Raw genomic sequence first — 25,309 nt, 5'->3', positions numbered from 1 at the left:
GCCGATGGCCACCATCGACCTCACCCCCGACCGCATCGACGTCCGGCTCACCACCGCCGAGAAGGTCTGGGCGCTGCGCGGCGACCTGTCGTTCCCCCGCTCCGCCGTCAGCGGCGCCGTCGTCGTACCGGACGGGGCGCGCGCCACCCGCGGCATCCGGGCGCCCGGCCTCGGCGTCCCCGGCACGCGCAACGTCGGCACCTGGCGCGGCAGGGCCGGCAAGGAGTTCGTCAGCGTCCGCGGCGGCCAGCCGGCCGTCCGCATCACCCTCACCGGCCAGGCGTACGACTCCCTGCTCATCGGCGCCGACGACGCCTCCGCCCTGGCCGCGGCGGTGCTGCCGTGACGGTCGACCGTCCGCTCGCCGTCGACTCGGCCGGGCAGCGGCTGTCCGGCACGCTCACGCTGCCCGACGGCGCCGGACCGCATCCGTTGGCGCTGCTGCTGCCCGGCTCCGGGCCGATCAACCGCGACGGCGACCACCGCCGCCTGCCGCTGGGCATCCAGCGGCACCTGGCCGCCGCGCTGACCGGGGCCGGGATCGCTGTCGCCCGGTACGACAGGCGGGGCGTCGGCGAGAGCAGCGGCGAGTTCCTGCGTACCGGCTTCCACGACAACGTCGACGACGCGGCCGCCGTGCTCGCCGCGGTGCGCGACGACCCGGCCGTGGACGCCGGGCGGCTGTTCCTGGTCGGGCACAGCGAGGGCGCGCTCACCGCTGTCGCGCTCGCCGCGCGCGGCGTACCGGTGGCCGGCCTGGTCCTGCTCTCCGCGCCCGGGCGCACCGGCGCCGAGGTCCTGCGCCGGCAGGCCGGGCTGCTGCTGCCCACCCTGCCCGCGCCGGTACGCCTCGTCCTCCGGCTCACCCGCACCGACCTGGTAGCGAAGGTGGCCCGCAACCACGAGAAGATCCTCGCCACCGACAAGGACGTGGCGCGGGTCGGCGGGCAGCGGCTCAACGCCCGCTGGTTCCGGGAGTTCCTGCGCTACGACCCCCGGCCGGACCTGGCCCGCGTCGACGCGCCGATCCTCGCGCTCACCGGCGACAAGGATCTCCAGACCGATCCGGCGGACCTGCCGGTCATCGCCGCGCACGCGGGCGGGCCCGTGCAGACCGGGGTGCTGCCGGACGTCACCCACGTGCTGCGCCGCCGGGCGGGTCCGCCGTCGCTGCGGGCGTACCGGGACGAGGCGAAGCAGCCGCTGGACCCGTCGGTGGTCGAGCCGGTGCTGTCGTGGCTCGCCGCGCACAGCGGCTGAGGGCACGCGAAAGGCCGGCACCCGGATCGGGTACCGGCCTTTCGTCAGGTCTTACTTGTTCCAGTGCTCGGCCACGATCTCGGCGGCCTGCTTCTCCCACTGCGCGTACGCGTCGGGGTAGGCGCTGACCTGCACGGTCTGCGCGGCCTCGGTCAGCGGCATGTCCTGCCAGCCGTCGACCTGCTTGAGGCCCTTGAGGAACGCCAGCGTCGAGTACTCGGGGTCGGTGATCTGCTCCGGCGTACCCCAGCCGCTGGACGGCCGCTGCTGGAACAGGCCCAGCGAGTCGTGGTCGTTGCGGTCACCCAGGTGACCCAGGTTCTCCAGCTTCGACTCCTGCAGCGCGGTGGCGATCGAGATGACCGCGGCGCGCTCGGGCAGGCCCGCCTTCTTGGTGGCCGCGATGATGGCCTTGGCGTTGGCGACCTGCTCGTCGTTCAGGTCCACGTGCGACTGCGCGCCCTGCGGGCTCACGCCCTGGACCGCGACGGCGGCCGGCTTGGCGGTGTCCGCCGCGTGGGCGGCGACCGGACCGGCGAACACGCCACCGGTGAAGGCCAGACCGGCGATACCGAGGATGCTCTTGCGCAGGATCGTGTTCATGGTGGGCTCCGTTCGGGGGTCGACGCATCCGGGGGGATGCGTGGGCACCGTCAGGCGCTCAGGTTTCTCGGGGGGATCCGGCAGCGCGGGGCGTGCCGGGTGCATCTGCAACGACCGGCAGCCCGGGGCTGTTCCCGGTGGGCGCTCGGCGGCGCCGCTCCGGTCGCGCACCGGATTACAACGCCATCCGCCCACCCCCCGATTCCGCCCACCAGGTGCCGCCCACCACAGCCGAACCGGACACGGCGCGCACAGTCCCCACCGCCCCGTCGATCTTGGAGTTGTGGCGCCCAGGATTTCTGGTTTCACGAGGTCTGCGAGGTGCCACAACTCCAAGATCGGCGAGGGCCGGGCCTGCTCCATGCGAGAACGGCCGGCCCCTCCGGGGCCGGCCGTTCTCTTACGGGTGTCGGGTCACCAGACCTGCTGGACGATGTCCGCCGCCTGCTCCTCCCACTGCGCGTACGCGTACGGGTAGGCGGACACCTGGACCGTCTGCGCGGCGGTGGTCAGCGGCAGCTCGTGCCAGCCGCCCACGTTCTTCAGCGCGTTGAAGAACGCCTTGCTGGAGTACTCCGGGTCGGTGATCTGCTCGGACGTGCCCCAACCGGACGACGGGCGCTGCTGGAACAGGCCCTCCGAGTCGTGGTCGTTGTACGCGCCGAGGTGACCCAGGTTGTACAGCTTCGACTCCTGGAGCGAGGTCGCGACGCCGATCACGGCGCCCCGCTCCCCCACGCCCGTCTCCTTGGCCGCCTCGACGATGGCCTTGGCGTTGTCGAGCTGCGCGTCGTCGAGCGGGATGCGCGACTGCGCGCCCTCGACGCCGTGTGGCACGAGCTTCTCCTTGGCCGGCCGGTCGGCCCGGGTCGGCACCTTGTCCAGGCCGGTGGTCTGGCCGGGCTTGACCGCCTCGGTGGAGGTCTTCTTGCCGGTGGCCAGGTCGATCGCGGCCTTGGCGCCGGCGTGCGGCCCGCTGGTCACGGGCGCGGCCACGGCGACGGGGCCGACGGCCAGGCCGCCCAGGACTGCCACACCCGCCACGCTCAGCGCGGCGCGGCGGTTACGGGTGACGGCGGCGGTCTTCGCGACGGCGGTCTTCGCGATGGCGGGGAGCCATCGAGTGAAGTGCTGCTTCACGATGGTTGCCCTTTCGATCGTTACGACGCGCTCCGGGGTGAGCGCCCCTCGAGGGACTACCGCCGGGTAGGTGTTTGGCTTCCGGCGGTACGGGGGACACAACCAGCCCGCAGTGTCGGTCATTCCGGAAATGCCGGGCAGGGCCGAGGCTGCGGTCCAGGTCACCCGCGATTCCGGGCAGCGGCTGCCGGAGCGCGGCGGACGGGACGAACAGGGATGATCAGGCCGGAACGCCGAACCGGACCAGCACGTGCCAGAGCTGCTTGAGGTGCTGAAGCGTCACCGCGGCCGGCCCCCGGTCGGCCCAGCGCTGCGGCTCGCGCACCACCGAGGCGGCGGCGCGGCCGACGAGCGCCGCGTGCAGCGGCTCCCCCGGGCGGGCGAACTCGGCGGCGACCCGTACGGCCAGCGGCGGGATGTCCGGGCCGCGGAACTCGGCGTCCACGGCGTCGACGGGCAGCACGAAGCCGGGGTGGAAGCGCAGCGCCACGCCGTGCCGCGCGGCGATGCCCTCCAGGCGGCGCCCCACGTCGGTGCCGCGGAACGACGGGTCGACCACGAGCGCCTCGACGTCGCGGGCCAGGCTGATCTCGCCGTGCACCTGCGCCTCGATGTAGTCGTCCAACGCCCGGCCGACCCGCCCGGACTCCCGTTCCCGGCGGCGCAGCAGCGTCCGCAGCAGCGTGCCGGTGTCCATGCCGGCCACGCCCAGGGCGACGCCGGTGCCGGCGGTGGCGGCCAGCAGCGCCGCGAACACCGGCTCGAAGACGTCGACGGTGCCGAACTCGGTGGGCTCGATGTGGCTGTCACCGAAGCTGAACGTCGCCCGGGCCAGCACCTCCGGGCGCAGCCGCAGGTGACACGAACCGAACCGGGGGCAAGCACCGTCGGCGTGGTCGAGCAGGTTCAGGCCGCCGTACTTCGGGCGCTCCGTGGGGAGCACGCCGGGACGCTGGTACGCGCCGCCGAACATCGCCTGCTCCCAGACGTCCCGGTCGCCGCCCGCGTACGCGGTCAGCCCGCCGTTGGAGATGCCGGTCTCGAACTGGCTGCGGTAGACGCCCTCCTCGTCCAGCGCCTCGACCACTGTGCGGCCGTCCCGCAGCACCCGGTCGGGGTGGAAGTTGACAGTCAGGCGCCCGTACCCGGTCACCGCGGCGACGACCTCCTCGTACCGGTACCTGGCGCCGGAGGCGGCGAGGTGGCGGGCGATGACGGCGAGCGCCGCCGGGCGGTCGCGCAGCGCGACGTCGCGGACGTGGCGCAGCGCGGCGGACTGGGCGGCGGTGAGTGTGGCGACGGACACGGGCCCGAGTATCACCGGACGGGACCTCGCCCGGCCACACGGTTTCGGTGCCGTCCGAAGCGGACGGACGCCCGCCGGCGCGCGGACGGGCCGGGAGACGCCGCGGGCCCGGACCGGACTGCTCCGGCCGGGCCCGCGCGGGTGTTCGGTCCTCAGTGGCCCCGGGCGATCCACTCGTCCAGGTGCGGCGCCTCGGCCCCGATCGTGGTGTCGTCGCCGTGCCCCGTGTGCACCACCGTCTCCGGCGGCAGCGTGAGCAGCCGGGTACGGATCGACTCGACGATGGTGCCGAAGTCGCTGTACGACCGCCCGGTCGCGCCCGGTCCACCGGCGAACAGGGTGTCGCCGGTGAAGACCGCGCCCAGGTCGGGGGCGTACAGGCTGCACGCGCCGGGACTGTGGCCGGGCGTGTGCAGCACCCGCAGCGTGGTGCCGCCGACGGCGAACGTCTGCCCGTCGGTGAGGTCGCCGTCCGGGGCCGTGCCCGGGTGCACCATGTCCCACAGCACCCGGTCGGCCGGGTGCAGCAGCACCGGCGCGCCGGTGGCCCGGGCCAGCTCGGGCGCGACCCGGACGTGGTCGTCGTGGGCGTGGGTGGCGATGATCGCCAGCACCCGCCGGTCACCGATCACCTCGCGGACGGCCGCCACGTCGTGCGGCGCGTCGAGGACGACGCACTCCGAGTCGTCACCGATCACCCAGACGTTGTTGTCCACGTCGAACGTCTGGCCGTCGAGCGAGAACGTGCCGGAGGTGACGGCGTGGTCGACGCGGGCGGTCACGGGAAGACCACCACCGAGCGCAGCACGTCGCCGTGGTGCATCCGGGCGAACGCCTCCTCGACCTGGTCGAGTGCGATCTCCTCGGTGACGAACGCGTCCAGGTCCAGCCGGCCCTGCCGGTACAGCTCGGTCAGCATCGGGAAGTCGCGGCTGGGCAGGCAGTCGCCGTACCAGCTGGACTTGAGCGCGCCGCCGCGGCCGAAGACGTCCAGCAGCGGCAGGTCGACTGTCATCTCCGGGGTCGGCACGCCGACCAGCACGACGGTGCCGGCCAGGTCGCGGGCGTAGAACGCCTGCTTCCACGTCTCCGGGCGGCCGACCGCGTCGATCACCACGTCGGCGCCGAAGCCGCCGGTGGCCGCGCGGATGGCCTCCACCGCGTCGTCCTCGGAGGCGTTGACGGTGTGGGTGGCGCCGAACTTGCGCGCCCAGTCGAGCTTTCGGGAGTCGGTGTCCACCGCGATGATCGTGGTCGCGCCGGCCAGGGCCGCGCCGGCCACCGCCGCGTCGCCGACGCCGCCGCAGCCGATCACCGCGACCGAGTCGCCCCGGGTCACGTTGCCGGTGTTCATGGCCGCGCCGAGACCGGCCATCACGCCGCAGCCGAGCAGGCCGACCGCCGCCGGCCGGGCCGACGGGTCGACCTTCGTGCACTGCCCGGCGTGGACGAGCGTCTTCTCGGCGAACGCGCCGATGCCGAGCGCGGGCGTCAGTTCGGTGCCGTCGGTGAGCGTCATCTTCTGCGTCGCGTTGTGGGTGGCGAAGCAGTACCACGGGCGGCCGCGCCGGCAGGCCCGGCACTGCCCGCAGACCGCGCGCCAGTTGAGCACCACGAAGTCGCCGGGCGCCACGTCGGTGACGCCGTCGCCCACCTGCTCCACGATGCCGGCGGCCTCGTGGCCGAGCAGGAACGGGTAGTCGTCGTTGATGCCGCCCTCGCGGTAGTGCAGGTCGGTGTGGCAGACGCCGCACGACTGGATGCGGACCACCGCCTCGCCCGGCCCCGGGTCCGGCACCACGATGGTGGTGACCTCCACGGGCGCGCCCTTGCGCCGCGACACGACTCCCCGGACTTCCTGGCTCACGGTGCCTCCTTCGTTGCGTGCATCTGCACCCAGAACCTACCGCTGATCATGACCCGCGAACCAATGAAGGCCGCCGGATTGTCCTGGTCATGACCGGGTACCCGGTGTGCCGGTTCTACCAGGTGGGACGGGAGTGATCATGAGGCTGTCGCATGCGCCGCTGCGGGTCGCCATCGGCGCGTACATCCTGAACTCCGGGCTGGGCAAGCGGGGCCTGGAGGGTGAGGCCGCCGCGGGCATGCACGGCATGGCGGCCGGCGCGATGCCGCAGCTGCGGCAGATCCCGCCGGACCGGTTCGCCGTGCTGCTGTCCCGGGGCGAGGTCGCGCTCGGCGCGGCGCTGCTCGCCCCGTTCGTCCCGTCGCTGCTGGCCGGAGCCGCGCTCACCGCGTTCGGCGCGGGTCTGGTGCAGCTCTACCTGAAGACGCCGGGCATGCGCGAGGGCACCAGTCTGCGGCCGAGCCAGGAGGGCATCGGCCTGGCCAAGGACGTGTGGCTGGTCGGCGCGGGGCTGACCCTGGTGCTCGACTCGCTGGTGCGGCACCGGCCCTGAGCCGGCCGCGCCGAAACCGCGCCCGGCCGCCCGCGTACTCAGGCCGCCGCCGGCACCGCAGCGGCGGCCCGCTCGTCGGCGAGGCGGCGGCGGGCGGCGTTGCGGTAGCGCAGCACCTGCGCCGCGCCGAGCGCCCAGAGCAGGAACTGCACGGCGAACGCCCAGCGGAACGCGGACAGCGGCGGCGCGTCCCTCCCGGCCGGGGTGGCCAGGTCGAGCACTACGCCGACGGCCAGGATCAGCGCGATCGAAGCGACGAAGCCGCCCACGTTGACGATGCCGGTGGCACTGCCGATGCGGTGCACCGGGTTGAACGTGCGGGCGTAGTCGAACCCGATCATCGAGCCGGGTCCGTTCACGGCGAGCACCACCACAAGCGCCACCAGCAGCCAGTGCGGCGCGCGGCCGGGCCAGGCCAGGACCACCGCCCACACCCCGGCGGTGGTGGCGGTGATCGCGAAGACCACCACCGAGCGGTGGAACGGGTGGCGCGAGCACAGGTGCGCGATCACCGGCCCGCACACGAGCGTCACCACTGTCATCAGGGTGAGCATCCCGGCCGCCGCGGTCGGCGAGAACCCCTGCCCCTGCACGAGGAACGGGTACCCCCACAGAAGCGCGAACACCGCGCCGGAGAACTGGGTGACGAAGTGCGTCCACAGGCCCAGCCGCGTGCCGGGCTGCGCCCAGGCGTCGGCGAGCTGCCGCCGTACGGTAGGCAGGTCGGGGGCGAGCGCGGTGGCGTGTTCGGCGTGCGGGGTGTCGCGTACCGCGACGAGGACCAGCAGCACCACCGTGGCGCCGAGCGCCGCGGCGGTCAGGAACGCCGGGGTCCAGCCCGCGCGGTGCAGCAGCAGCACCAGGGGTACGGCGCCGAGCACCGCACCGAACTGGCCGACGGTGCCGGTGAGCTGCACCAGGAGCGGGTTGCGCCGGCCGGGGAACCAGAACGCGACGATGCGCAGCACGCTGATGAAGGTCATGGCGTCGCCGAGACCGACGAGCACCCGGGCGGCGACGGCGGCCGGTACATCGCCGGCCACCGCGAACAGGAGCTGCCCGGCCACCATGAGCGCGCCGCCGGCAAGCAGCAGCCGGCGTGAGCCGTAGCGGTCCAGCAGCACCCCGACCGGCACCTGCATGGCGGCGTAGACGGCGAGCTGGGCGACGGAGAACGTGGCGAGCGCGGCGGCGTTGATGTGGAAGCGCTCCGCCGCGTCGACCCCCGTCACGCCGAGGGAGCTGCGGTGGAACACGGCCGTCAGATAGGCGGTGACGGCCACCGCGTACACCAGGGCGGCGGGGCGGCGACCCGCGTTCACCGCAGCGTCCCGAGCATCCGCGCGGCGGTGTCGATGTGCGCGGCGACCGCGTCGTGCCAGGCCTGCGGGTCGTCGCCGTCGAGCGCGGCGAGCTGGCCGGCGTGCTCGGTGAGGGCGACCTCGGCCCAGCCGGGTGAGAGCCGGAAGCTCGCCTCGCCCATGCGGAGCTGCCTGTCGCGCAGCCGGTGGTACAGCTCGGCGAGGATCTCGTTGCCGGCGGCCTCGACCACTGCGGCGTGGAACGAGCGGTCGGCGGCCATCAGGGTGGTGATGTCACCGGCGGCGTGCGCGCGGCGCATCTCGTCCAGCCAGCGGGCCAGGTCGGCGCGCAGCTCGGCGCGGCGCGGCCAGACCCGGTCGGCGGCGTGCAGTTCGACCAGGCGGCGGGCCTCGATCACGTCGGCGATCTCCCGGGCCGACACCGGCCGGATCAGCGCGCCGCGCTTCGGGTAGAGCTTGACCAGCCCTTCGGTCTCCAGCCGCAGCAGCGCCTCCCGGACCGGGGTGCGGGACACCCCCGTCGCCTCGGCGACCTCGCCCTCGCTGACGAGCTGGCCGCCCGGGTAGACCTGTTCCAGGATGGCCTGCTTGAGGTGCCGGTACGCCCGCTCGGCGGCGGACGGCGCGGTCCGGCTGGGATGCGTCATGTATCTAAGCTTGCTCCGCCGGCCGCCCGCCGGCCCGGCGCGGGCCGGGACAGTGGCGCAGGCCACGGTCAGGCCCACAGCTCCCGCAGCAGCGCCTCCACCTCGGCGGTCCGCTCGATCTGCGGCATGTGCCCGGTGTCGCGGAACAGGTGGCTGCGCGCCTCGGGCAGCCGGGTGCTGGCGTACGCCAGGTGCGCGGCGGGCAGGACCAGGTCGCGCTCGCCCCAGACGAGCAGCGTGGGCAGGCCGAGCGCGGCCACCGCGTCGAGCAGGTCGGCGCGCCACTGCGGGCGTACGCCGCGCCAGGTGCCCAGGTCGCGGACCAGCTCCAGCATCACCCGGGCGGCGTGCGGCTGCCGGGCCACCGCGAGCGCGGTGGCGAGCCGCTCGGCGGTGACGTACGCCGGGTCGTGGAAGATCGCCCGTTCGGTCCGGCGGACGATCCCCGGGTGCGGGCGCAGCAGCAGCCGGGCCAGCGGGCGTACCGCGAGCAGCCGCAGCGCCACCGTCACCTCGCGGCCGAAGCCGGCGCTGTTGAGCAACGCCAGGCTGGCGACGCGCCGCGGTTCGTCGGCGGCCAGGCGCATCGCGACCGCCCCGCCGAGGGAGTTGCCGACCAGGTGGGCGGGGCCGGTCACCCCTGCCACGTCCAGGAAGCGGGCCACCGCGGCGGCCAGCGCCGGGAGCGTGTGCGGTCCGTCCAGCGGCGCGGAGCCGCCGTGCCCGGGCAGGTCCACCGCGAGCACCAGGTGGTCGCGGGCCAGCTCCGTGTGCAGGGCGGTGAAGTCGTCGAGGGTACGGCCGATGCCGTGCAGCAGCACCACGGGCGGCCCGTCGCCGCTGATCCGGCAGCGGGTACGCCGCCCGTCGACGGTGCGCTCGCCGGCCGGGGGCAGGGCGAGCGTCACGCCCGGCGTCCGGGTTCCGCCCCGGCCTCCTCGCCGGTCCGGGGAGACGGCACCGGCACGCCGGCGTCGGCCCGCCGGGCCGGACGGAGGCGCATGCCCAGGGCCAGCACCCGGCCGTACCCGGCGGGGGCGACGCGGGCGAGCAGGTCGGGCAGTTTCGCCGACCAGCCGATCAGCACCCGGCCGCGACGGCGCTGCGCGCCGCGCAGGATCACCTCGGCGGCGGTCGCCGGGTCGATGGTGAGCAGCTTCTCGAACTGCTTGCGTCCGGCCTCGTACTCGTCGAGGGCCACGCCGCTGCCCACCCGGGCGCTGGCGGCGATCCGGGTGCGGATGCCGCCCGGGTGCACCGATGTGACGCCGACGCCGTCGTCGACGAGCTCGTGCCGCAGCGCCTCGGTGAACCCGCGTACGGCGAACTTGCTCGCCGCGTACGCGGCCTGCCCGGCGGGCGCGATCAGGCCGAACAGGCTGGACACGTTCACCAGGTGGGCGCCGGGTTCGGCCTTGAGCGCGGGCAGCAGCGCCTGGGTCAGGCGCACCACCGCCCGGAAGTTGATCTCGATGACCCAGAGGAACTCCTCCAGGGTGACCTGGTCGAAGCGTCCGCCCAGCGCCACACCGGCGTTGTTGATCAGCAGGCGGATCCGGGGGTGCGCACTGTGGATCTCGGCGGCGACCCGGTCGGTGGCGTCGGCGTCGGCCAGGTCGACCAGATGGGTCTCCACCCGCCGGTCCGGGTACGCGGCCCGGATCGCGGCCACGGTGGCGGCCAGGCCGTCGGCGTCCCGGTCGAGCAGCACCAGATCGGCGCCGCGCCGGGCCAGGCCGTGGGCCAGTGCCGCGCCGATGCCGCTCGCCGCGCCGGTGAGCACCGCCGTGCCGCCGGGGAAGACGAGGTCACGCATCGGTTCCTCCCGAGGTGGTGGCCGCCGTGGCGGGTATGCCGGCGCGGTCGAACCGTACGCCGTCGGTGAGCGGGCCGTGCCGCATCAGGCGTACGTCTCGGGGATAGTTCTGGTGCAGCCGCCACGGCGCCTGCGGCCCCTGCTTGGGCAGCTGGTCGACGGCGCGCAGCACGTAGCCGGACTGAAGGTCGATGATCGGCACCAGGTCGTCGGTGTCCGGGGCGAGCGGCGTGACGATCTGCCGGCCGGTGTCGTCGAGGTGGCGCAGCAGCCGGCACACGTACGTGGCGACGAGGTCGGCCTTGAGCGTCCAGGAGGCGTTGGTGTAGCCGATGGTCATGGCGAAGTTCGGCACGCCGGACAGCATCATGCCCTTGTAGGCGACAGTCGAGGCGAGGTCGACCTCCGCGCCGTCGACAGCCAGCGTCATGCCGCCGAGCGCGAGCAGGTTGAGGCCGGTGGCGGTGACCACCACGTCGGCGGGCAGCTCCTCACCGGAGGCGAGCCGGATGCCCTGCTCGGTGAACGTGTCGATGGTGTCGGTCACCACCGACGCGCGGCCGGCGCTCAGCGCGGCGAACAGGTCCCCGTCCGGCACCACGCACAGCCGCTGGTCCCACGGGTTGTAGCGGGGCGAGAAGTGCCTGTCGACGTCGTACCCGGACGGGAGGCGGCCCTTCGCGGCCCGGCGCAGGAACCGCTTCACCACGCCGGGGGCGCGGCGGCTGAGCTGGAAGTTGGCCACGCCGAGCGTGACGTTCTTCCACCGGGCCACCGCGTACGCGGCCTTCGGGGGCAGCCAGCGCCGCGCGGCGTCGGCGAACGGGTCGCGCGAGGGCAGCGCGATCACGTACGTGGGTGAGCGCTGGAGCATGGTGACGTGGGCGGCCCGCTCGGCCATGGCCGGGACCAGGGTGACAGCCGTGGCGCCGCTGCCGATCACCACGACCCGCTTGCCGGTGTAGTCCAGGTCGTCGGGCCAGTGCTGCGGGTGCACGAGCGTGCCGGCGTACCGCTCGACGCCGGGGAACCGCGGCGTGTACCCCTCGTCGTAGCGGTAGTAGCCGGAGTTGGTGAACAGGAAGGCGCAGGTGAGGGTGACGTCCTCGCCGGTGTCGTCGCGGTGGGCGTGCACGGTCCAGCGCGCGGTGGCGCTGTCCCACTCGGCGCGGACGGCCCGGTGATGGAAGCGGATGTGCCGCTCCACGTCGTACTCGCGGGCGGTCTGCCGGACGTACGCCCGGATGGAGTCGCCGTCGGCGATGGCCTTCGGGTCGGTCCACGGCTTGAACGAGTAGCCGAGGGTGTACATGTCGGAGTCGGAGCGGATGCCCGGGTAGCGGAACAGGTCCCAGGTGCCGCCGATGGCGCCCCGGGCCTCCAGCACCACGTAGGTCTTGCCGGGGCACTCACGTCCGAGGTGGACGGCGGCGCCGATGCCGGACAGGCCGGCCCCGACGATGAGGACGTCGACGTGGTCTGCGGCCATCGCTTCTCCCGTTCGCACCGGCGGTGGACCGGACACTATCCATCGCCGTCGACCGCAGTCAACACCGTGTCGAGTCGAATCGACAGTGTGTCGAGCGGGTGTAGCATCTGCCGACATGACGACCGCCCGTACGCCGACCGGCGCCGCGCCGACGCGCGGGCGGCGGGCCGGCCGGTCCACCGGCGACGACCGGGAGACCGCGATCCTGGCCACGGCCGAGCGGTTGCTCGCCGAGCGTCCCTTCGCCGACATCTCCATCGACGACCTGGCGCGCGGCGCGGGGATCTCCCGGCCCACGTTCTACTTCTACTTCCCGTCCAAGGACGCGGTGCTGCTCACGCTGCTCGACCGGGTCACCGAGGAGGCCGACGCCGCCGCCGGGGGCGTGTTCGAGCGGCTCGCCGAGGATCCGCGCGCCCACTGGCGGGAGCTGATCGCCCGGTTCCACGCCACGTTCGGCGGGCACCGGGACGTGGTGCTGGCCTGCGCCCAGGTGCGCGGCACCAACGCCGAGGTGCGGCGGCTCTGGGCCGAGGTGCTGGAGCGCTGGGTCCGCGCGGTGCAGGCCGCGATCGAGTCCGAACGCGCCCGCGGCGCGGCCCCGGACGGGCTGCCCGCCCGGGACCTCGCCATCGCGCTGAACTCGATGAACGAGCGCGTCTGGTATGCCACGTTCGCCGGGGACGGCCCGGCGGTGGCCGAGCGGGACGTGGTGGACGTGCTGCTCGACGTGTGGCTGACCGCGATCTACCGGACCGCCACGCCGCCGGTCACCGCGTCCGGCGGAACTCCATGACCCAGTTGGTCTCCCACGTGCGCTCACCGTCGGTGGAGAACGCCTGCTCCCAGCGGCATGAGTCGACGGTGACCGCCGACCAGAGGAACCGGCAGCGTACCGGCCGCCCCTCGTCGGTGTCGTCGGCGTAGAACGTGCCGACGCCGCCGGTGAACCGGCCGACCACCGGGGGCAGTTCCAGCACGCCACGGCTGCTGTGCATCCAGTAGATCGACCACAGCCCGGTCGACGGGTTCAGGATGCGCACCGTGGAGCCGGAGAAGCCCCGGCTCGGGCAGCGCATCTCGTCGAAGCTGCCCGCGCCGTCGAAGAACGAGCGCGCCTCGCTGACACCGGCGAACTCGTCCCAGTCGTCGCCGCCGACGTGGCGCTGCCGCAGGCGCCGGTTGGTCACGTCCCAGGTGCCGACGAGGAAGTCGAAGTCGCCCATCAGCGGCCCACCGGCCCCTCGGCCCGGGCGTCGGCCAGGTAGCCGGCCAGGTCCGGCCGGTCCGGTGCGAGCACGTGCCGGATCCAGGCGGTGCGCTCGTGTTCCAGTACGCCCAGTTCCCAGACGCAGCCGACGCCGGGGCGGGTGAGGTCGACGAAGTGCGCCGGGTCGTCGTCCGGGCAGTCCAGCGCGGGCTGCCCGGCGATCGCGATGCGGCACTCGACGACGTTGTCGAAGAACCAGCTGTACGCCAGCAGGTACGCCCCGGTGTCCGCGCCCCGGTGCAGCACCACCCAGCTCGCCGGCGGGGTGGAGCCGTCCGGGCCGGGCAGCAGCGACGGCAGGTACGCGTACGCGGCGTCGACCACCCGCGGTTCGAGGCGGCGGTCCGGCTGGTCCATGTGGTAACGCTTGACGTGCCGGCCCGCCACCTCGACGGTCCCCGGCACGGTCAGCTCCTTGTCGTGAAAAGCCATGTGGGCACGCTAGGACCGCTCTCCTGACAGCTAGTGTCAGTGGAATGCGGGCCAGTCGACTCCTGTCCATCCTGCTGCTCCTCCAGGCGCACGGCCGGCTCACCGCCGCCGACCTGGCCGCCCGCCTCCAGGTGTCGGCGCGCACGATCTACCGGGACGTGGAGGCGCTGCACGCCGCGGGCATCCCGCTGTACGGCGAGGCCGGATACGACGGCGGCTACCGGCTCGTGGAGGGCTGGCGCACCCGGCTGACCGGGCTCACCGCCGAGGAGGCGGACCGCCTGCTCTTCGCCGGGCTCCCCGGGCCTGCGGCCGAGCTGGGCTACCAGTCGGTCGTCGCCGCCGTCCAGCTCAAGCTGCGGGCCGCGCTGCCCGCGCCGCTGGCCGACCGGGCGGCCCGGCTGGAACAGCGGTTCCACCTGGACACACCGGGCTGGTACTCCGACGGCGACCCGTCGCCGCACCTGGCCGAGGCCGCCGAGGCGGTGTGGCGGCAGCACCGGCTCCGGGTGCGGTACCGGGGCTGGCGGGGCGAGACGACCCGGGTCCTCGAACCGTACGGGCTGGTGCTCAAAGGCGGACGCTGGTATCTCGTCGCCGCCCGGCCGGACCGCGCCGACCCGGCCACCTACCGAGTCAACCAGATCCTGGACCTGACCCCGCTGGACGAGCCGTTCGAGCGGCCGGAGTTCGACCTGCCGGCGTGGTGGCGCGCGCACGTGGTGGAGTTCCGGGCCGGCCTGCACCGCGACGAGGCGCGCATCCGGCTGTCGCCACGCGGGTTCGCCCGGCTGCGCGAGATCGGCAGCGACGTCGTGGTGGCCGCCGCCGAGGCGAGCGCCGGCCCGCCCGACGCCACCGGCTGGGTGCACGCGGTCATCCCGATCGAGTCGCTCACCCACGCCCACGGCGACCTGCTCCGGCTCGGCGCCGACGTGGAGGTCCTCGCCCCGGCGGCGCTGCGCACCCGCCTGTCCGAAACCGCCGCCGCCCTGGCTGCCCTCTACCACCCGCCCTCCGCCCCGCCTCTCCCCGGTTGATCAAGGAGTTCGTGTCCTTCCAGGAGATCGACTCGGACAAAAACCCCTTGATCACGGGGGCGGGGTGACGGCGTGGGCCACCGTGGCGAGGGCTCGGTCGATCTCGGAGGGCGGGGTCGCCGCGTAGCCGAGGACCAGGCCTGGTGGCTGCGGGCGCCGGCTGTGCCAGGACAGCGGGTGGACCTTGACGCCGCGGCGCAGCGCCGCCGCCGCCAGCGCCCGGTCGTCGACGTCGCCGGGCAGCGTGACCATCAGGTGCAGCCCGGCCGCCGCGCCGTGCACCACCGCCCCCGGCAGGTACGCGCGGACCGCCCGGATCATCGCGTCCCGCCGGCGTACGTGCCGGTGGCGCAGCAGCCGCAGGTGCCGTTCCAGCGCGCCGGACTCCATCAGCTCGGCCAGCACGAGCTGCGGCAACGCCGCGTTGCCGAGGTCGGCTGCCCGCTTCGCGGCCACCACGTCGGCGTGAAGCGCGGGCGGCACCAGCATCCACCCGATCCGCAGGGCCGGCGCGAGCAGCTTGGAGATGCTGCCGACGTAGCAGACCCGATCCGGCGCCATGGCACGCAGCGCCGGCACCGGCGGACGGTCGTAGCGGTGCTCGGCGTCGTAGTCGTCCTCCACCACCAGGCCGCCGTCGCGTGCCCACCGCAGCAGCCGCCGGCGCCGGTCGCCGTCGAGCACCACCCCGGTCGGGAACTGGTGCGCCGGGGTGAGCAGCACGGCCGGAGCGCCGGAACGCTCCAGCTCGTCGACACACAGGCCCCTGTCGTCCACCGGGATCGGCGGTGTCGCCAGCCCGGAGTAGACCAGGTGCTGCCGTACGCCCAGCGAGCCGGGATCCTCCACCGCGACGGTGTGCGTACCCCGTTCGTGCAGCACCCGCGCGAGCAGGCCGAGCGCCTGGGACACCCCGGCCACGATCACCACCTCGGCCGGGTCCGCACGGACGCCCCGGTTGCGGGCCAGCCAGTTCGCGACCGCGAGCCGCAGCGCGGGCGTGCCGGCCGGGTCGCCGTAGCCGAGCGCGGCGGGCGTCATCCGGTGCAGCACGGCCCGCTCGGCCCGCAGCCAGGCCGCGCGGGGAAAGGCCGCCAGATCGGGTACGCCGGGAGTCAGGTCCACCTGCGCCGGTACGGCGCGCAGCTCGTCGAACGCGTCGACGCCGGGCCGGGTGGCGAACACCTGCGGTGCTCTCCTCGGCTCGGGCGGCCGGGTGACCACGGCGGCCGGCGTGGCGACCACCACCGTTCCGGCCCGGCCGCGTCCCGCCACCTGCCCGTCCTCGGCCAGCCGCTGGTACGCCTCGGTCACCACACCGCGGGAGACACCCAGCTCGGCGGCGAGCACCCGGCTAGCGGGCAGACGGGTGCCCACCGGCGCCCGTCCGTCGGCGATGGCGGATCGCAGCCGGGCGGCGAGCCAGTCCGCGCGGCCGCCGGGCGGCGCCTCGCCGACGTCGAGCTGGAGGAAGTCCGCGCCGGCCGCTTTGGACTCCTCGGGAACGGCAGCTTTGGCCCTGTCCATCGGGCCATTATGGGCACAGGCTGGACCGCATGACAGTCGCCTTCCTGCTGACGTCGCTCGTCGTCGCGATCACTCCGGGCACCGGGGTGATGCACACGCTCGCCACCACTGTGACCGCCGGACGCCGGGCCGGCCTGGCCGCTGCCGCCGGGGGCACGCTCAGCCTCGTCCCGCACGTGATCGCCGCGGTGACCGGACTGGCCGCCCTGCTGCGCGCCGGCACCCCGGCGTTCCGCGTGGTGACCTGGCTGGGCGTGGCGTACCTGCTCTGGATGGCCTGGTCGGCGCTGCGCGACCGGGGCACGTTCGCCCTCGACGGCGACCGGCCCCCGCGTCCGGCGGCGGCCGTGTTCCGGGACGGGGTGCTGCTGAACCTGCTGAACCCGAAGGTGACTGTGTTCTTCGTGGCGTTCCTGCCGCAGTTCGTACCGCCGGACGCGCCCGCCGCCGCAGCGCGCATGCTCGCCTGCGGCCTGGTGTTCATGGCCGTCACGCTGCTGGTGTTCACCGGGTACGCGCTGCTGGCCGGGGCGTTGCGCCGACGGGTGCTGTCCCGGCCCCGGCTGACCGGGCTGCTGCGGCACGCCTTCGCCGGCAGCTTCCTCGTCCTGGGCCTCGGCCTCGCGTTCACCGCCTAGCCCTCAGCACCTGGAAGGAGTCTTCCCGTGCGTTTCCGGCACTCCCCCGAGATCTGGTCGGCCTTTCCCGAACTGACCTGCGGCGTCCTGCACGCCACCGGCGTCACGCCCGACGTCGACGTCACGCCACGGCTGGCCGGGTATCTCGGCGCCGCCCGGGACCGGCTCGCCGCCGGGCCGGAGGGCGGCTTCCCGGAGATCCAGGCGTGGCGTCGCGCGTTCGCCCGGATGGGCTGCCCGCCGACCCGCTACCGCTGCGCGGCCGAGTCGCTGCTGCGCCGGCTGCGGCGGGACGGGGACCTGCCCCGGCTGCATCCGCTCGTGGACCTCGGCAACGCGCTCTCGGTCCGGTGCGCGGTCCCGGTCGCAGTGCTCGACCTGGCCCGGATCGGCGACGACCTGACAGTGCGCCCGGCCGACGGCACGGAGTCCTACCTAGGGCTCGGCGGTGACAGCGAGCAGCCCGCGCCCGGCGAGGTGATCTTCGCCGACCAGGGCGGGAACGCGCACGCCCGGCGCTGGTGCCACCGGCAGAGCGGCACGTCAGCGGTACGGGCCGGCACCACCGAGGTGCTGGTGGTGGTCGAGGCGATGCACGAGGGGGCGGCGCCGACCGTGCGCCGGATGCTGGACGACCTGGCGGCGGCGTTGGACGAGCTGTGGCGCGTGCCGTCACGGACGGCGCTGCTCACCGCTGACGCGCCCGAGTTGGCCGTGCCGGTCCGGACGGGCTGACCCGCCGGCGTGGTGACGGCCGGTCGCGCGGCGTGACGCAGGCTCCGGGCGTCCGGCGACGACGCCGGTAGCTGCCCGGCTCGTCGTCAGGCATCGGGGTCGTCGGTGCGGTCGCGCACCATCAGCTCGTCGTCAGGCGTCGGGGTCGGTGCGGTCGCGCGCCATCAGCTCGTCGAACTCGGCCGGGGTGATCTCGCCGGTGCGCAGCCGCCGGGCGTTGGCGGCGAACCGGGCCGTCGCCGCGCCGCGCGGGTCCGGCTCGGTGAGCAGCCCGGCGTCGGCCGTCAGGGCGCTCGCGGCGCCCGCCACGTCGTGCGGATCGGCCAGGTCGACCGGCTCGCCGTGCAGCTCGCGCAGGGCGTCGGCGAGTCGCGCGTCAGCGGCGTCACCGGTGCCCCACAAGCGCCGGGCGAGGTCGACGGTGCGGCCGAGCGAATCCTCGCCCACCCGTTCGGTGCCTATCTCGGCACGCATCATGCGCAGGAAACGGATTGTCACAGCGTCGGAGTCATCGGCGATCACGCCCGTACCCTAGCGAGCGGCTACGACGAAACCGCCGGGCGAGCCGGGGTCGTCCGGCCGGTTGAGGTCGCCACCCGCGGGTAGTGCGCGGACATGCCCGAACGATACGAGGACTACGACCGCGTCGCGATCGTCACCGGCGCGGACTCCGGCATCGGCAAGGCGTGCGCGGTGGCGCTCGCCGAGGCCGGTTACGACATCGGCATCACCTGGTACGGCGACGCGGCGGGCGCCGACCGTACCGCCACCGAGGTACGCGCCACCGGCCGCCGCTGCGAGACCGCCGAGCTGGACCTGACCCGGCTGCCCGAAGCGGCGGCGGTGGTCGACGAGTTGGCCGACCGGCTCGGTGGCCTGGGCGTACTCGTCAACAACGCCGGCACCGGCCTGTCCGAGCCCTTCGTGGACGTGAGCTGGGAGAAGTGGCGGGACGTGCTGGCGGTGGACCTGGACGGGCCGTTCCTGTGCTCGCAGCGGGCCGCCCGGCGGATGCGCGCGGCCGGGCGAGGTGGCCGGATCATCAGCATCACCAGCGTGCACGAGCACGCGCCCCGGGTCGGCTCGTCGGCGTACTGCGCGGCGAAGGGCGGGCTCGGCCTGCTCACGAAGGTGATGGCGCAGGAACTGGCGGCCGACGGGATCACAGTCAACGCGGTGGCGCCGGGCGAGATCGCCACGCCGATGACCGGGCAGGAGGACGTCGACCCGTTCACGCAGGAGCGTCCCGGCGTGCCGGTGGGGCGCCCCGGTGACGCCCGCGAGGTGGCAGCGGTGGTGGCGATGCTCGCCTCGCCGGCTGCGGCGTACGTGACGGGGGCGTCGTGGGCGGTGGACGGGGGGATGCTGCTGATGGGTCCGCAGGCTTCTGCGCTTTCCTCCCATTCGTGGCGTTCGGTCTAGGGTCCGTACCGGGTCACCGTTCAGGCTCCGGTCACCGTTCAGGGCCGGGGGCGACCGTGCCCGGCTCCGGGCGGTCAGGCTTGATCCCTGCGCCGGGCACGGTCGCCCCCGGCCCCGTCGTGGGTCAGGTGCGTTCGTTGCTGCCGGGTTCGGGGGTGGCTCCCACCGCCGCATCCGCTCGGGAGCTTGTGGGCTCGTTCTCGGGGTAGTGGCAGGCGGTTTGCTGTCTGCCGTCGTCGCGGGTAGTCAGGGCGGGTTCTTCGGTGGCGCACCGGTCGGTGGCTTTCCAGCAGCGGGTACGGAAGCGGCAGCCGGACGGCGGGTTGAGTGGGGTGGGCACGTCGCCGGTGAGGCGGATGCGTCCGGCGGGGCCGAGGGTGGTGACGTCCGGGATCGCCGACAGCAACGCCCGGGTGTAGGGGTGCTGGGGACGGGTGTAGATGGTGTCGCGGTCGCCGATCTCGACGATCTTGCCGAGGTACATGACGGCGACGCGGTGGCAGAAGTGCCGCACGACGGCGAGGTCGTGGGCGATGAACACGAACGCCAGGTCGAGATCTTGTTGCAGGCTGCGCAGCAGGTTGATGACCTGCGCCTGGATCGACACGTCGAGGGCGGAGACGGGTTCGTCGGCCACGATGAGTTTGGGTTTGAGGGCGAGGGCGCGGGCGATGCCGATGCGCTGGCGTTGCCCGCCGGAGAACTCGTGCGGATACCTGTTGTAGTGCTCCGGGTTCAGGCCCACGAGTTCGAGCAGTTCCTGGACGCGTTTCTTGACGCCGCCGGGTGGGGTGATGCGGTTGACCTGCAACGGCATCGCCACGATCCGCCCGACCGTGTGGCGGGGATTCAGCGACGCGTACGGGTCCTGGAAGATGATCTGCAGGTCCTGCCGCAACCCGCGCAGCTCACCACGTTTCGCGTGGGTGATGTCCCGCCCCGCGAAGGTGATCGACCCGGCGGTGGGCTCCAACAGCCGGACCAGCATCCGCCCGGTCGTGGTCTTCCCACACCCCGACTCCCCCACCAGCCCGAGGGTCTCGCCCGGCCGCACGTCGAAGTCCAACCCGTCCACCGCCCGCACCGCACCCGTGCTGCGCAGGCCCTGCCGGACGGGGAAGTGCTTGGTCAGCCCCCGCACCGACAGCAGCGGCTCGCCGCCCGGCGCCGCACGGACGGCCTCACCCCGCCGGCCGTCGACCGCGCCCGTCGCGTCCCGGTCAGCACTCATCGGGCCACCCCCACCTGCGCGACCTCGTCGCGATAGATCCGCTCCCGCGCAGCGACCGGCAGATGACACGCCACCAGATGCCCTGCCGCCCCCGCCGGAACCAGCTCCGGAACCTCGGCGCGCGACCGGTCGCCGTTCACGTCGGCCCACCGGCACCGCGGATGAAACGCGCACCCCGACGGCAGGTTGATCAACGACGGCGGGTTACCCGGAATCGGCAACAGGTCCGCGTCCGCGTCACCGTGCAACGACGGCACACTCGACAACAACCCCCACGTGTACGGATGCTGCGGCGCCCGCAACACCCGCTCCACACTCCCGTGCTCCACCGCCCGACCCGCATACATCACCAACACGTCATCAGCCACCTGCGACACCACGCCCAGGTCATGCGTGATCAACACGATCGCCGACCGGAACTCCTCCTGCAAATCGGCAAGCAGATCCAGGATCTGCGCCTGCACCGTCACATCCAACGCCGTCGTCGGCTCATCCGCGATCAGCAGATCCGGATCATTCACCAACGCCATCGCGATCATCGCCCGCTGCCGCATCCCACCCGAGAACTCATGCGGATACTGATCGAACCGCCGCGCCGGCTGCGGAATCCCCACCCGGCCCAACATGTCCACCGCCCGCGTCCGCGCCTCCCGCCGACCGGCCCTCGGATGATGCACCCGGTACGCCTCAGCGATCTGCCTACCCACCGAGTAGTACGGATGCAACGCCGACAACGGATCCTGGAAAACCATCGCCATGTCCCGGCCCCGCAGCCGCCGCACCTCCTCCTCACCCAACCCCACCAGCTGACGCCCACCCACCCAGATCTCCCCCGAGATGGTCGTCCGCCTCGCGTTGTGCAAACCCAGAATCGCCAGCGACGTCACACTCTTACCGGAACCGGACTCCCCCACGATCCCCAGCGTGCGACCCCGCTCCACGGCGAACGACACACCGTCCACGGCCCGCACCACACCGTCCTCGGTGTCGAACCACACCCGCAGATCCCTGACCCGCAGGTACGGGCCCTCGCCGCGACGCGGCGCCGGAAGCTCCACCATGTCCGTCTCCTCCCGTCAGCTCAGCCGGACCCGTGGGTCGATCACCGCGTACAGCACGTCGACGACGATGTTGGCGACCACGATGAACACCGCCGCCAGCAGCACCGTCGCCATCACCACCGGCAGGTTGAGGAACTGCACCGCCTCCACAGTCGCCTTGCCGAGACCCTGGAGGCCGAAGATGGTCTCGGTGATGAACGTGCCGCCGAGGCTGGTGCCGATGTCCAGCCCGGCGATCGTGACGATCGGGGTGATCGCCGCCCGCAGCGCGTGCCGGGTGTGCACCTTCCGGGCGGGCAGCCCCTTCGCCCGGGCGGTACGGACGAAGTCCTCCGACAGCGTCTCCACCATCTGCGCCCGGGACAGCCGGGCGTACAACGCCGAGTTGAGGAAGCCGAGCGTCATCCAGGGCAGAATCAGCCCGGCCGCCCAGCGGAACGGGTTCTCGGTCAGCGGGGTGTAGCTGGGGAACGGCAGCAGCCCGGTGGAGTAGACGAGCAGGTAGAGCAGGATCAGCCCGAAGAAGTAGACCTGCATCGACGCCCCGGCCAGTGTGACGCCGATCGCGGCGCGGTCGAACGCCGTACCCCGGCGTAGCGCCGACACCATGCCGAGCGAGATGCCGAGGCCGAGCCAGAGCACGGCGCCGCCGAGGACGATGCTGAAGGTCACCGGGGCGCGCTGGGCGACGATCTCGGTGACGGGCTGGTTGTTGCGGAACGAATAGCCGAGGCAGGGTGCCGGGCAGTCCTGCCGGAAGTCGCCCTCGCCGTAGGTACGGCCGGCGAAGACGCCGCTGACGAAGTCGGCGTACTGCCGGGGCAGCGGCTGGTCGATGCCGAGGCGGCGCTCGACCTGGGCGATGTCCTCGGCCGTGCAGTTCTTGCCGCACATCACCTTCGCCGGGCTGCTCGGCACCGCGAAGAAGAGACCGAACGTGACCAGGCTGATGACGACCAGGGTCAGGGCGGCGACGAGCAGCCGCCGTACGACGAAACGGAGCACGGGAGCACCTCCCCCGGGGTGGGCGCGGGGGCGGACGCCGTGGCAGCCGCCCCCGCGCGGCTGTCACTTCTTCACGTAGATGCCGTTGAGCGAGATGATCCCGAACGCGTCGCTGAGGAAGGCGTTGCCGACCTTCGAGCCGTGCAGCTCGTAGGTGGCGTCGTAGTAGCAGGGCACCACCGGGGCGTACTTGTCCATGATCATGCGGTCGAGCGCCATCCAGCCGGCGTCCTGCTCCGCGGCCGGCAGGTCGCGGACCCGGTCGATCTCCGCGCTGACGGACGGTTCATTGAGGTACGACAGGTTCTGGTTGCCCTCGGCCACGATCTCCCGTCCGTCGTAGACCGGGGGGATGACAGTGGAGCCGGTGGGCCAGTCCGAGCCCCAGCCGGTGAGGTAGAGGTCGTACGGGTTGTCCTTGCGGCCGACCTCGTCGTAGTAGCTGCTGTTGTCGATCGGCTTCATCACGATGTCGAAGCCCATGTCGGTGAGGTTCTTGCGCAGCGCCTCGGCCTGCTGGGTGCGCAGTTCCAGGTTGGAGTGGGCGAGCACCAGCTTCGGCCGCTTGCCGGCGAGCAGCTCGGCGGTCTTGGCCTTGTCGCCGGTGACCGGGGCGTTGTACAGGTCGTACGGGACGAATCCGGCGGTGGTGGGCGACATGAGCGTGGTGGCGGGTGAGCCGGCGGCCTGCCCGCCGAGCACCTTGAGCAGGGCGTCCTTGTCGACGGCGTAGTTCAGCGCCCGCCGTACGCTCAGGTCGGTGACCCGCTGGGTGTTGATGCTCAGCACCCAGTTGTACTGCGTCGGGCCGCGTACCACCCGGTCGGAGACGCCGGATCCGGTGGTGCGGGGCAGCACCGACGGCGGCACGTCCGACCAGCTCAGCGCCGCCTGGTCGGCCGGCCCGTCGGCGACCAGGCGCTCGGCGATCTGGGCCTGCTCCAGGCCGAACGTCATCCGGATCGCGTCCGGGTACGCGTTGCGGATCGGGTCGGTCGCCGGATCCCAGTTCGGGTTGCGTTCCAGCTCCAGCGACACGTCGCGCTGGTAGGTCTTCACCCGGTACGGCCCGGACGAGAACGGCCGCAGGTCGTAGTTCGCGCGGGTGTCCTTCGCGGCGGGCACGGGCGCGCTGGTCGGCAGCGCCGCCGCGTACGGCAGGTCGCAGTGCGGCTGCGGGAAGGTGAACCGGATGGTCCGGTCGTCGGGTGTGGCGACGCCGTCGGGCACCGGCTTGCCCCCGTCGTACGGTCCCTTGTAGGTGGCGTTGTACGCCCCGCCCGGGTAGAGCCACTGCTGGATGTAGTGCGGGCCCTCGTTGAGGTTCGCCGCGAACGACCGGGCGATGCCGTGGGCGACGTCCTTGCTGGACACGGGCGTGCCGTCCTCGTACTTCACGCCGTCGCGCAGGGTGAACTCCCAGACCTTGCAGTCGCCGTTCACGTCCTTGCCGGGGTTGGTGGCCAGGTCGCCGACGAGCAGCAGCTTGCCGCTGCCGTCCTCCTTGTAGCCGTTGAGCGCGCGGTACAGCAGCCCACCGGCGACCTGCTGCACGTTGACGTAGTTGCGGGCCGGGTCGAGGTGCTCGAAGTCGGCCGGCTGCATCACGGTGAGGGTGCCGCCGCGGGTCGCCCCGTCGACGTCCTTCGCCGGGCCCTGGTTGTCGGCGGCCTCGTACGAGATCGATCCGCTCTGGGTCTTGGTCTTCTGGTCGTCGCCGCCGCCGTCGTCGGTGGTGGGGCTGCAGCCGGCGGCGGCCAGCGCCGCCGCGGCGAGGACACCTGTCAGTGTCCGGGTTCGTGCGCGCACGGTGTGCTCCTTCCTGCCCGGCGGCCCCCGCCGGCCGGGCACTGATGGCCGTGGGACTACCGGGTGGAGCGGGGGTCCAGCGAGTCGCGCAGCGCGTCGCCGAGCAGGTTGAACGCCAGGACCAGCAGGAAGACCGTCAACCCGGGGAACAGGGTGTACCAGGGGTCGCTCGCGACGTAGCCGATGCTGTTGAAGATCATGCGGCCCAGGTCGGGCGTGGGTTCGGTGACGCCGATGTTGACGAACGCCAGCGCCGCCTCGATGGCGATGAACTGCGGCACCATCAGCGAGACGGTGACCAGGATCGGCGCCCAGATGTTTGGCAGCAGCTGCCGCAGCAGGATGTGCGTGGTGCCGGCGCCGGCCGCACGGGCCGCCTCGACGAACTCCCGCTCGCGCAGCGAGATCACCTGCCCGCGGACCAGCCGCGCGGTGTACGTCCAGCTGAACAGGCCGAAGGTCGCGACGATCAGGGCCACCCGGAAGGCCGGCGACGGCGCCTCCCGGTCGGAGTAGAAGCGGTCCTGGAGGATCGGGATGACCGCGAGCGCGAAGATGAGGAACGGGAACGCCAGCGTGAGGTCGATCAGCCAGTTGACGACGCTGTCCAGCCAGCCTCTGGCCCACCCGGCCAGCACCCCGACAGCGACACCGATGCCGGATGCCAGCAGGGCCGAGGTGAACGCGATGAACAGGGACGTCCGCAGGCCGTAGACCAGTTGCATCAGGATGTCCCGGCCGCTGCCGGGTTCGAGCCCTAGCCAATGGTCGGAGCTGATTCCGCCGGCGTACCCGATCGGCATTCCGAAATCGTTGAGGCGGTCCACGAACTTGTCGGTCGGGTCGATTCCGGTGAGCCGTCCCAGCAGAGGCGCGCCGAGCGCCACCAGGGCGGCGACGGCGAGCGTGACGGCGCTGGCCTTGGCCGTACGGTCGCGTTTGAGCCGTAGCCAGGCGAGCCGGCCGGGCGACCGGCCGACGAATTCGCCGGGCTGGCCGGCGGGGCCGGGAACGGCCTCGACATCGGGGCCGGGAGCGGCCGGTGGGTGCGACAGTTCGCTCATGAGCAGTCCTCCCGACGGGGACGAAAACGCCCTGCCACCCGACGGTAATGCGCTATGAGGTGCTCAAAAGAA

Annotated in this window: 27 protein-coding genes; 8 read left to right on the top strand and 19 right to left on the bottom strand. The window is 73.2% G+C overall.

Translation table 11 applies throughout. The features are described from left to right. Positions 1-4: 4 nt before the first annotated feature. Together BFV98_RS03970 and BFV98_RS03965 are read left to right on the top strand one after the other, a co-directional pair. Entirely contained in the window at positions 5-346 is a 342-nt protein-coding gene (locus BFV98_RS03970) for a hypothetical protein (RefSeq protein ID WP_013286404.1), read from the top strand. Then, on the top strand, positions 343-1,260 hold the full coding sequence (locus BFV98_RS03965) for a S9 family peptidase (protein WP_030275022.1): 918 nt from the start codon (positions 343-345) through the stop codon (positions 1,258-1,260). The genes BFV98_RS03970 and BFV98_RS03965 overlap by 4 nt, the downstream gene beginning before the upstream one ends. A gap of 51 nt (positions 1,261-1,311) precedes the next feature. Here BFV98_RS03965 and BFV98_RS03960 read toward each other — a convergent pair whose 3' ends face one another. The 5 genes from BFV98_RS03960 to BFV98_RS03940 form a co-directional block, all read right to left on the bottom strand. After that, entirely contained in the window at positions 1,312-1,863 is a 552-nt protein-coding gene (locus BFV98_RS03960) for a hypothetical protein (RefSeq protein ID WP_071094959.1), read from the bottom strand. A gap of 414 nt (positions 1,864-2,277) precedes the next feature. Continuing rightward, on the bottom strand, positions 2,278-3,003 hold the full coding sequence (locus tag BFV98_RS03955) for a hypothetical protein (protein ID WP_030275023.1): 726 nt from the start codon (positions 3,001-3,003) through the stop codon (positions 2,278-2,280). Between the two features lie 220 nt (positions 3,004-3,223). Further along, on the bottom strand, positions 3,224-4,324 hold the full coding sequence (locus BFV98_RS03950; protein WP_030275026.1) for a DUF3626 domain-containing protein: 1,101 nt from the start codon (positions 4,322-4,324) through the stop codon (positions 3,224-3,226). 137 nt (positions 4,325-4,461) lie between these two features. Next, positions 4,462-5,091 carry an MBL fold metallo-hydrolase gene (locus BFV98_RS03945; RefSeq protein WP_013286409.1) on the bottom strand — a complete coding sequence of 210 codons (630 nt, stop codon included), beginning with the start codon at positions 5,089-5,091 and terminating at the stop codon, positions 4,462-4,464. Continuing rightward, a complete protein-coding gene (locus BFV98_RS03940; protein WP_013286410.1) occupies positions 5,088-6,176 on the bottom strand; it encodes an S-(hydroxymethyl)mycothiol dehydrogenase in 1,089 nt (362 codons plus the stop codon). The genes BFV98_RS03945 and BFV98_RS03940 overlap by 4 nt, the downstream gene beginning before the upstream one ends. Before the next feature lie 139 nt (positions 6,177-6,315). Between BFV98_RS03940 and BFV98_RS03935 the strand changes: the two genes are divergently transcribed. After that, complete coding sequence (locus BFV98_RS03935; protein WP_013286411.1) at positions 6,316-6,729, top strand: hypothetical protein; 414 nt, start codon at positions 6,316-6,318, stop codon at positions 6,727-6,729. A gap of 38 nt (positions 6,730-6,767) precedes the next feature. Here the strand turns inward: BFV98_RS03935 and BFV98_RS03930 are convergent, their stop codons facing one another. The 5 genes from BFV98_RS03930 to BFV98_RS03910 form a co-directional block, all read right to left on the bottom strand. Further along, entirely contained in the window at positions 6,768-8,051 is a 1,284-nt protein-coding gene (locus tag BFV98_RS03930; RefSeq protein ID WP_030275030.1) for a nitrate/nitrite transporter, read from the bottom strand. Then, entirely contained in the window at positions 8,048-8,698 is a 651-nt protein-coding gene (locus BFV98_RS03925; RefSeq protein WP_036311809.1) for a GntR family transcriptional regulator, read from the bottom strand. Before BFV98_RS03925 ends, BFV98_RS03930 begins: the two co-directional genes overlap by 4 nt. 68 nt (positions 8,699-8,766) lie before the next feature. Then, positions 8,767-9,606 carry an alpha/beta fold hydrolase gene (locus BFV98_RS03920; protein WP_013286414.1) on the bottom strand — a complete coding sequence of 280 codons (840 nt, stop codon included), beginning with the start codon at positions 9,604-9,606 and terminating at the stop codon, positions 8,767-8,769. After that, the gene (locus BFV98_RS03915) at positions 9,603-10,514 is read right to left on the bottom strand and encodes an SDR family oxidoreductase (protein ID WP_071094957.1); all 912 of its coding nucleotides are present in this window, start codon (positions 10,512-10,514) and stop codon (positions 9,603-9,605) included. The genes BFV98_RS03920 and BFV98_RS03915 overlap by 4 nt, the downstream gene beginning before the upstream one ends. Further along, on the bottom strand, positions 10,507-12,003 hold the full coding sequence (locus BFV98_RS03910) for an NAD(P)/FAD-dependent oxidoreductase (protein ID WP_030275032.1): 1,497 nt from the start codon (positions 12,001-12,003) through the stop codon (positions 10,507-10,509). The genes BFV98_RS03915 and BFV98_RS03910 overlap by 8 nt, the downstream gene beginning before the upstream one ends. A gap of 115 nt (positions 12,004-12,118) precedes the next feature. Between BFV98_RS03910 and BFV98_RS03905 the strand changes: the two genes are divergently transcribed. Then, positions 12,119-12,799 carry a TetR/AcrR family transcriptional regulator gene (locus BFV98_RS03905; protein ID WP_013286417.1) on the top strand — a complete coding sequence of 227 codons (681 nt, stop codon included), beginning with the start codon at positions 12,119-12,121 and terminating at the stop codon, positions 12,797-12,799. On the opposite strand, the gene BFV98_RS03900 is transcribed toward BFV98_RS03905, so the two are convergent. Then, a complete protein-coding gene (locus BFV98_RS03900) occupies positions 12,774-13,229 on the bottom strand; it encodes a hypothetical protein (protein ID WP_071094955.1) in 456 nt (151 codons plus the stop codon). The genes BFV98_RS03905 and BFV98_RS03900 overlap by 26 nt on opposite strands. Continuing rightward, positions 13,229-13,705, bottom strand: coding sequence for a hypothetical protein (locus tag BFV98_RS03895; RefSeq protein WP_013286419.1), 477 nt, complete (start codon positions 13,703-13,705; stop codon positions 13,229-13,231). The genes BFV98_RS03900 and BFV98_RS03895 overlap by 1 nt, the downstream gene beginning before the upstream one ends. A gap of 44 nt (positions 13,706-13,749) precedes the next feature. Here BFV98_RS03895 and BFV98_RS03890 point away from each other — a divergent pair, with 44 nt between their 5' ends. Next, positions 13,750-14,745 (top strand): YafY family protein, encoded by a 996-nt coding sequence (locus tag BFV98_RS03890; protein WP_071094953.1) that lies wholly within the window; start codon positions 13,750-13,752, stop codon positions 14,743-14,745. A gap of 51 nt (positions 14,746-14,796) precedes the next feature. On the opposite strand, the gene BFV98_RS03885 is transcribed toward BFV98_RS03890, so the two are convergent. Next, positions 14,797-16,272 (bottom strand): PLP-dependent aminotransferase family protein, encoded by a 1,476-nt coding sequence (locus BFV98_RS03885; protein WP_071094952.1) that lies wholly within the window; start codon positions 16,270-16,272, stop codon positions 14,797-14,799. Between the two features lie 29 nt (positions 16,273-16,301). On the opposite strand from BFV98_RS03885, the gene BFV98_RS03880 reads away from it, so the two are divergent. Next, the gene (locus BFV98_RS03880; RefSeq protein WP_013476727.1) at positions 16,302-16,910 is read left to right on the top strand and encodes a LysE family translocator; all 609 of its coding nucleotides are present in this window, start codon (positions 16,302-16,304) and stop codon (positions 16,908-16,910) included. Positions 16,911-16,937: 27 nt separating this feature from the next. After that, positions 16,938-17,645 (top strand): B3/4 domain-containing protein, encoded by a 708-nt coding sequence (locus tag BFV98_RS03875; RefSeq protein WP_071094950.1) that lies wholly within the window; start codon positions 16,938-16,940, stop codon positions 17,643-17,645. Positions 17,646-17,777: 132 nt separating this feature from the next. On the opposite strand, the gene BFV98_RS03870 is transcribed toward BFV98_RS03875, so the two are convergent. After that, positions 17,778-18,167, bottom strand: a complete 390-nt coding sequence (locus BFV98_RS03870) for a hypothetical protein (RefSeq protein WP_030275041.1) — start codon at positions 18,165-18,167, stop codon at positions 17,778-17,780. 93 nt (positions 18,168-18,260) lie between these two features. Here BFV98_RS03870 and BFV98_RS03865 point away from each other — a divergent pair, with 93 nt between their 5' ends. Beyond that, a complete protein-coding gene (locus BFV98_RS03865) occupies positions 18,261-19,067 on the top strand; it encodes an SDR family oxidoreductase (protein WP_071094948.1) in 807 nt (268 codons plus the stop codon). A 124-nt stretch (positions 19,068-19,191) separates the two neighbouring features. On the opposite strand, the gene BFV98_RS03860 is transcribed toward BFV98_RS03865, so the two are convergent. From BFV98_RS03860 to BFV98_RS03840, 5 genes are all read right to left on the bottom strand, one after another. Further along, complete coding sequence (locus BFV98_RS03860) at positions 19,192-20,298, bottom strand: ABC transporter ATP-binding protein (RefSeq protein WP_071094946.1); 1,107 nt, start codon at positions 20,296-20,298, stop codon at positions 19,192-19,194. Continuing rightward, the gene (locus BFV98_RS03855) at positions 20,295-21,359 is read right to left on the bottom strand and encodes an ABC transporter ATP-binding protein (RefSeq protein ID WP_071094944.1); all 1,065 of its coding nucleotides are present in this window, start codon (positions 21,357-21,359) and stop codon (positions 20,295-20,297) included. The genes BFV98_RS03860 and BFV98_RS03855 overlap by 4 nt, the downstream gene beginning before the upstream one ends. 15 nt (positions 21,360-21,374) lie before the next feature. Beyond that, complete coding sequence (locus tag BFV98_RS03850) at positions 21,375-22,364, bottom strand: ABC transporter permease (RefSeq protein ID WP_030275424.1); 990 nt, start codon at positions 22,362-22,364, stop codon at positions 21,375-21,377. Positions 22,365-22,427: 63 nt separating this feature from the next. After that, positions 22,428-24,173, bottom strand: a complete 1,746-nt coding sequence (locus tag BFV98_RS03845; protein WP_013286428.1) for an ABC transporter substrate-binding protein — start codon at positions 24,171-24,173, stop codon at positions 22,428-22,430. Between the two features lie 56 nt (positions 24,174-24,229). After that, entirely contained in the window at positions 24,230-25,237 is a 1,008-nt protein-coding gene (locus BFV98_RS03840; RefSeq protein WP_013286429.1) for an ABC transporter permease, read from the bottom strand. Between the last annotated feature and the right edge of the window lie 72 nt (positions 25,238-25,309).

The organism is Micromonospora sp. WMMB235 (assembly GCF_001855515.1).
Lineage (GTDB): Bacteria > Actinomycetota > Actinomycetes > Mycobacteriales > Micromonosporaceae > Micromonospora > Micromonospora aurantiaca.
Note: the sequence above shows the minus strand (reverse complement) of the source record. Positions and strands in the feature narration are given on the sequence as shown.

What these genes read in the sequence shown, in the direction of transcription:
- BFV98_RS03860 (WP_071094946.1), bottom strand. Translation starts at nt 20,298, where the DNA reads ATGAGTGCTGACCGGGACGCGACGGGCGCGGTCGACGGCCGGCGGGGT.
- BFV98_RS03905 (WP_013286417.1), top strand. Translation starts at nt 12,119, where the DNA reads ATGACGACCGCCCGTACGCCGACCGGCGCCGCGCCGACGCGCGGGCGG.
- BFV98_RS03935 (WP_013286411.1), top strand. Translation starts at nt 6,316, where the DNA reads ATGAGGCTGTCGCATGCGCCGCTGCGGGTCGCCATCGGCGCGTACATC.
- BFV98_RS03970 (WP_013286404.1), top strand. Translation starts at nt 5, where the DNA reads ATGGCCACCATCGACCTCACCCCCGACCGCATCGACGTCCGGCTCACC.
- BFV98_RS03840 (WP_013286429.1), bottom strand. Translation starts at nt 25,237, where the DNA reads ATGAGCGAACTGTCGCACCCACCGGCCGCTCCCGGCCCCGATGTCGAG.
- BFV98_RS03865 (WP_071094948.1), top strand. Translation starts at nt 18,261, where the DNA reads ATGCCCGAACGATACGAGGACTACGACCGCGTCGCGATCGTCACCGGC.
- BFV98_RS03855 (WP_071094944.1), bottom strand. Translation starts at nt 21,359, where the DNA reads ATGGTGGAGCTTCCGGCGCCGCGTCGCGGCGAGGGCCCGTACCTGCGG.
- BFV98_RS03895 (WP_013286419.1), bottom strand. Translation starts at nt 13,705, where the DNA reads ATGGCTTTTCACGACAAGGAGCTGACCGTGCCGGGGACCGTCGAGGTG.
- BFV98_RS03900 (WP_071094955.1), bottom strand. Translation starts at nt 13,229, where the DNA reads ATGGGCGACTTCGACTTCCTCGTCGGCACCTGGGACGTGACCAACCGG.
- BFV98_RS03885 (WP_071094952.1), bottom strand. Translation starts at nt 16,272, where the DNA reads ATGGACAGGGCCAAAGCTGCCGTTCCCGAGGAGTCCAAAGCGGCCGGC.
- BFV98_RS03890 (WP_071094953.1), top strand. Translation starts at nt 13,750, where the DNA reads ATGCGGGCCAGTCGACTCCTGTCCATCCTGCTGCTCCTCCAGGCGCAC.
- BFV98_RS03880 (WP_013476727.1), top strand. Translation starts at nt 16,302, where the DNA reads ATGACAGTCGCCTTCCTGCTGACGTCGCTCGTCGTCGCGATCACTCCG.
- BFV98_RS03960 (WP_071094959.1), bottom strand. Translation starts at nt 1,863, where the DNA reads ATGAACACGATCCTGCGCAAGAGCATCCTCGGTATCGCCGGTCTGGCC.
- BFV98_RS03925 (WP_036311809.1), bottom strand. Translation starts at nt 8,698, where the DNA reads ATGACGCATCCCAGCCGGACCGCGCCGTCCGCCGCCGAGCGGGCGTAC.
- BFV98_RS03910 (WP_030275032.1), bottom strand. Translation starts at nt 12,003, where the DNA reads ATGGCCGCAGACCACGTCGACGTCCTCATCGTCGGGGCCGGCCTGTCC.
- BFV98_RS03915 (WP_071094957.1), bottom strand. Translation starts at nt 10,514, where the DNA reads ATGCGTGACCTCGTCTTCCCCGGCGGCACGGCGGTGCTCACCGGCGCG.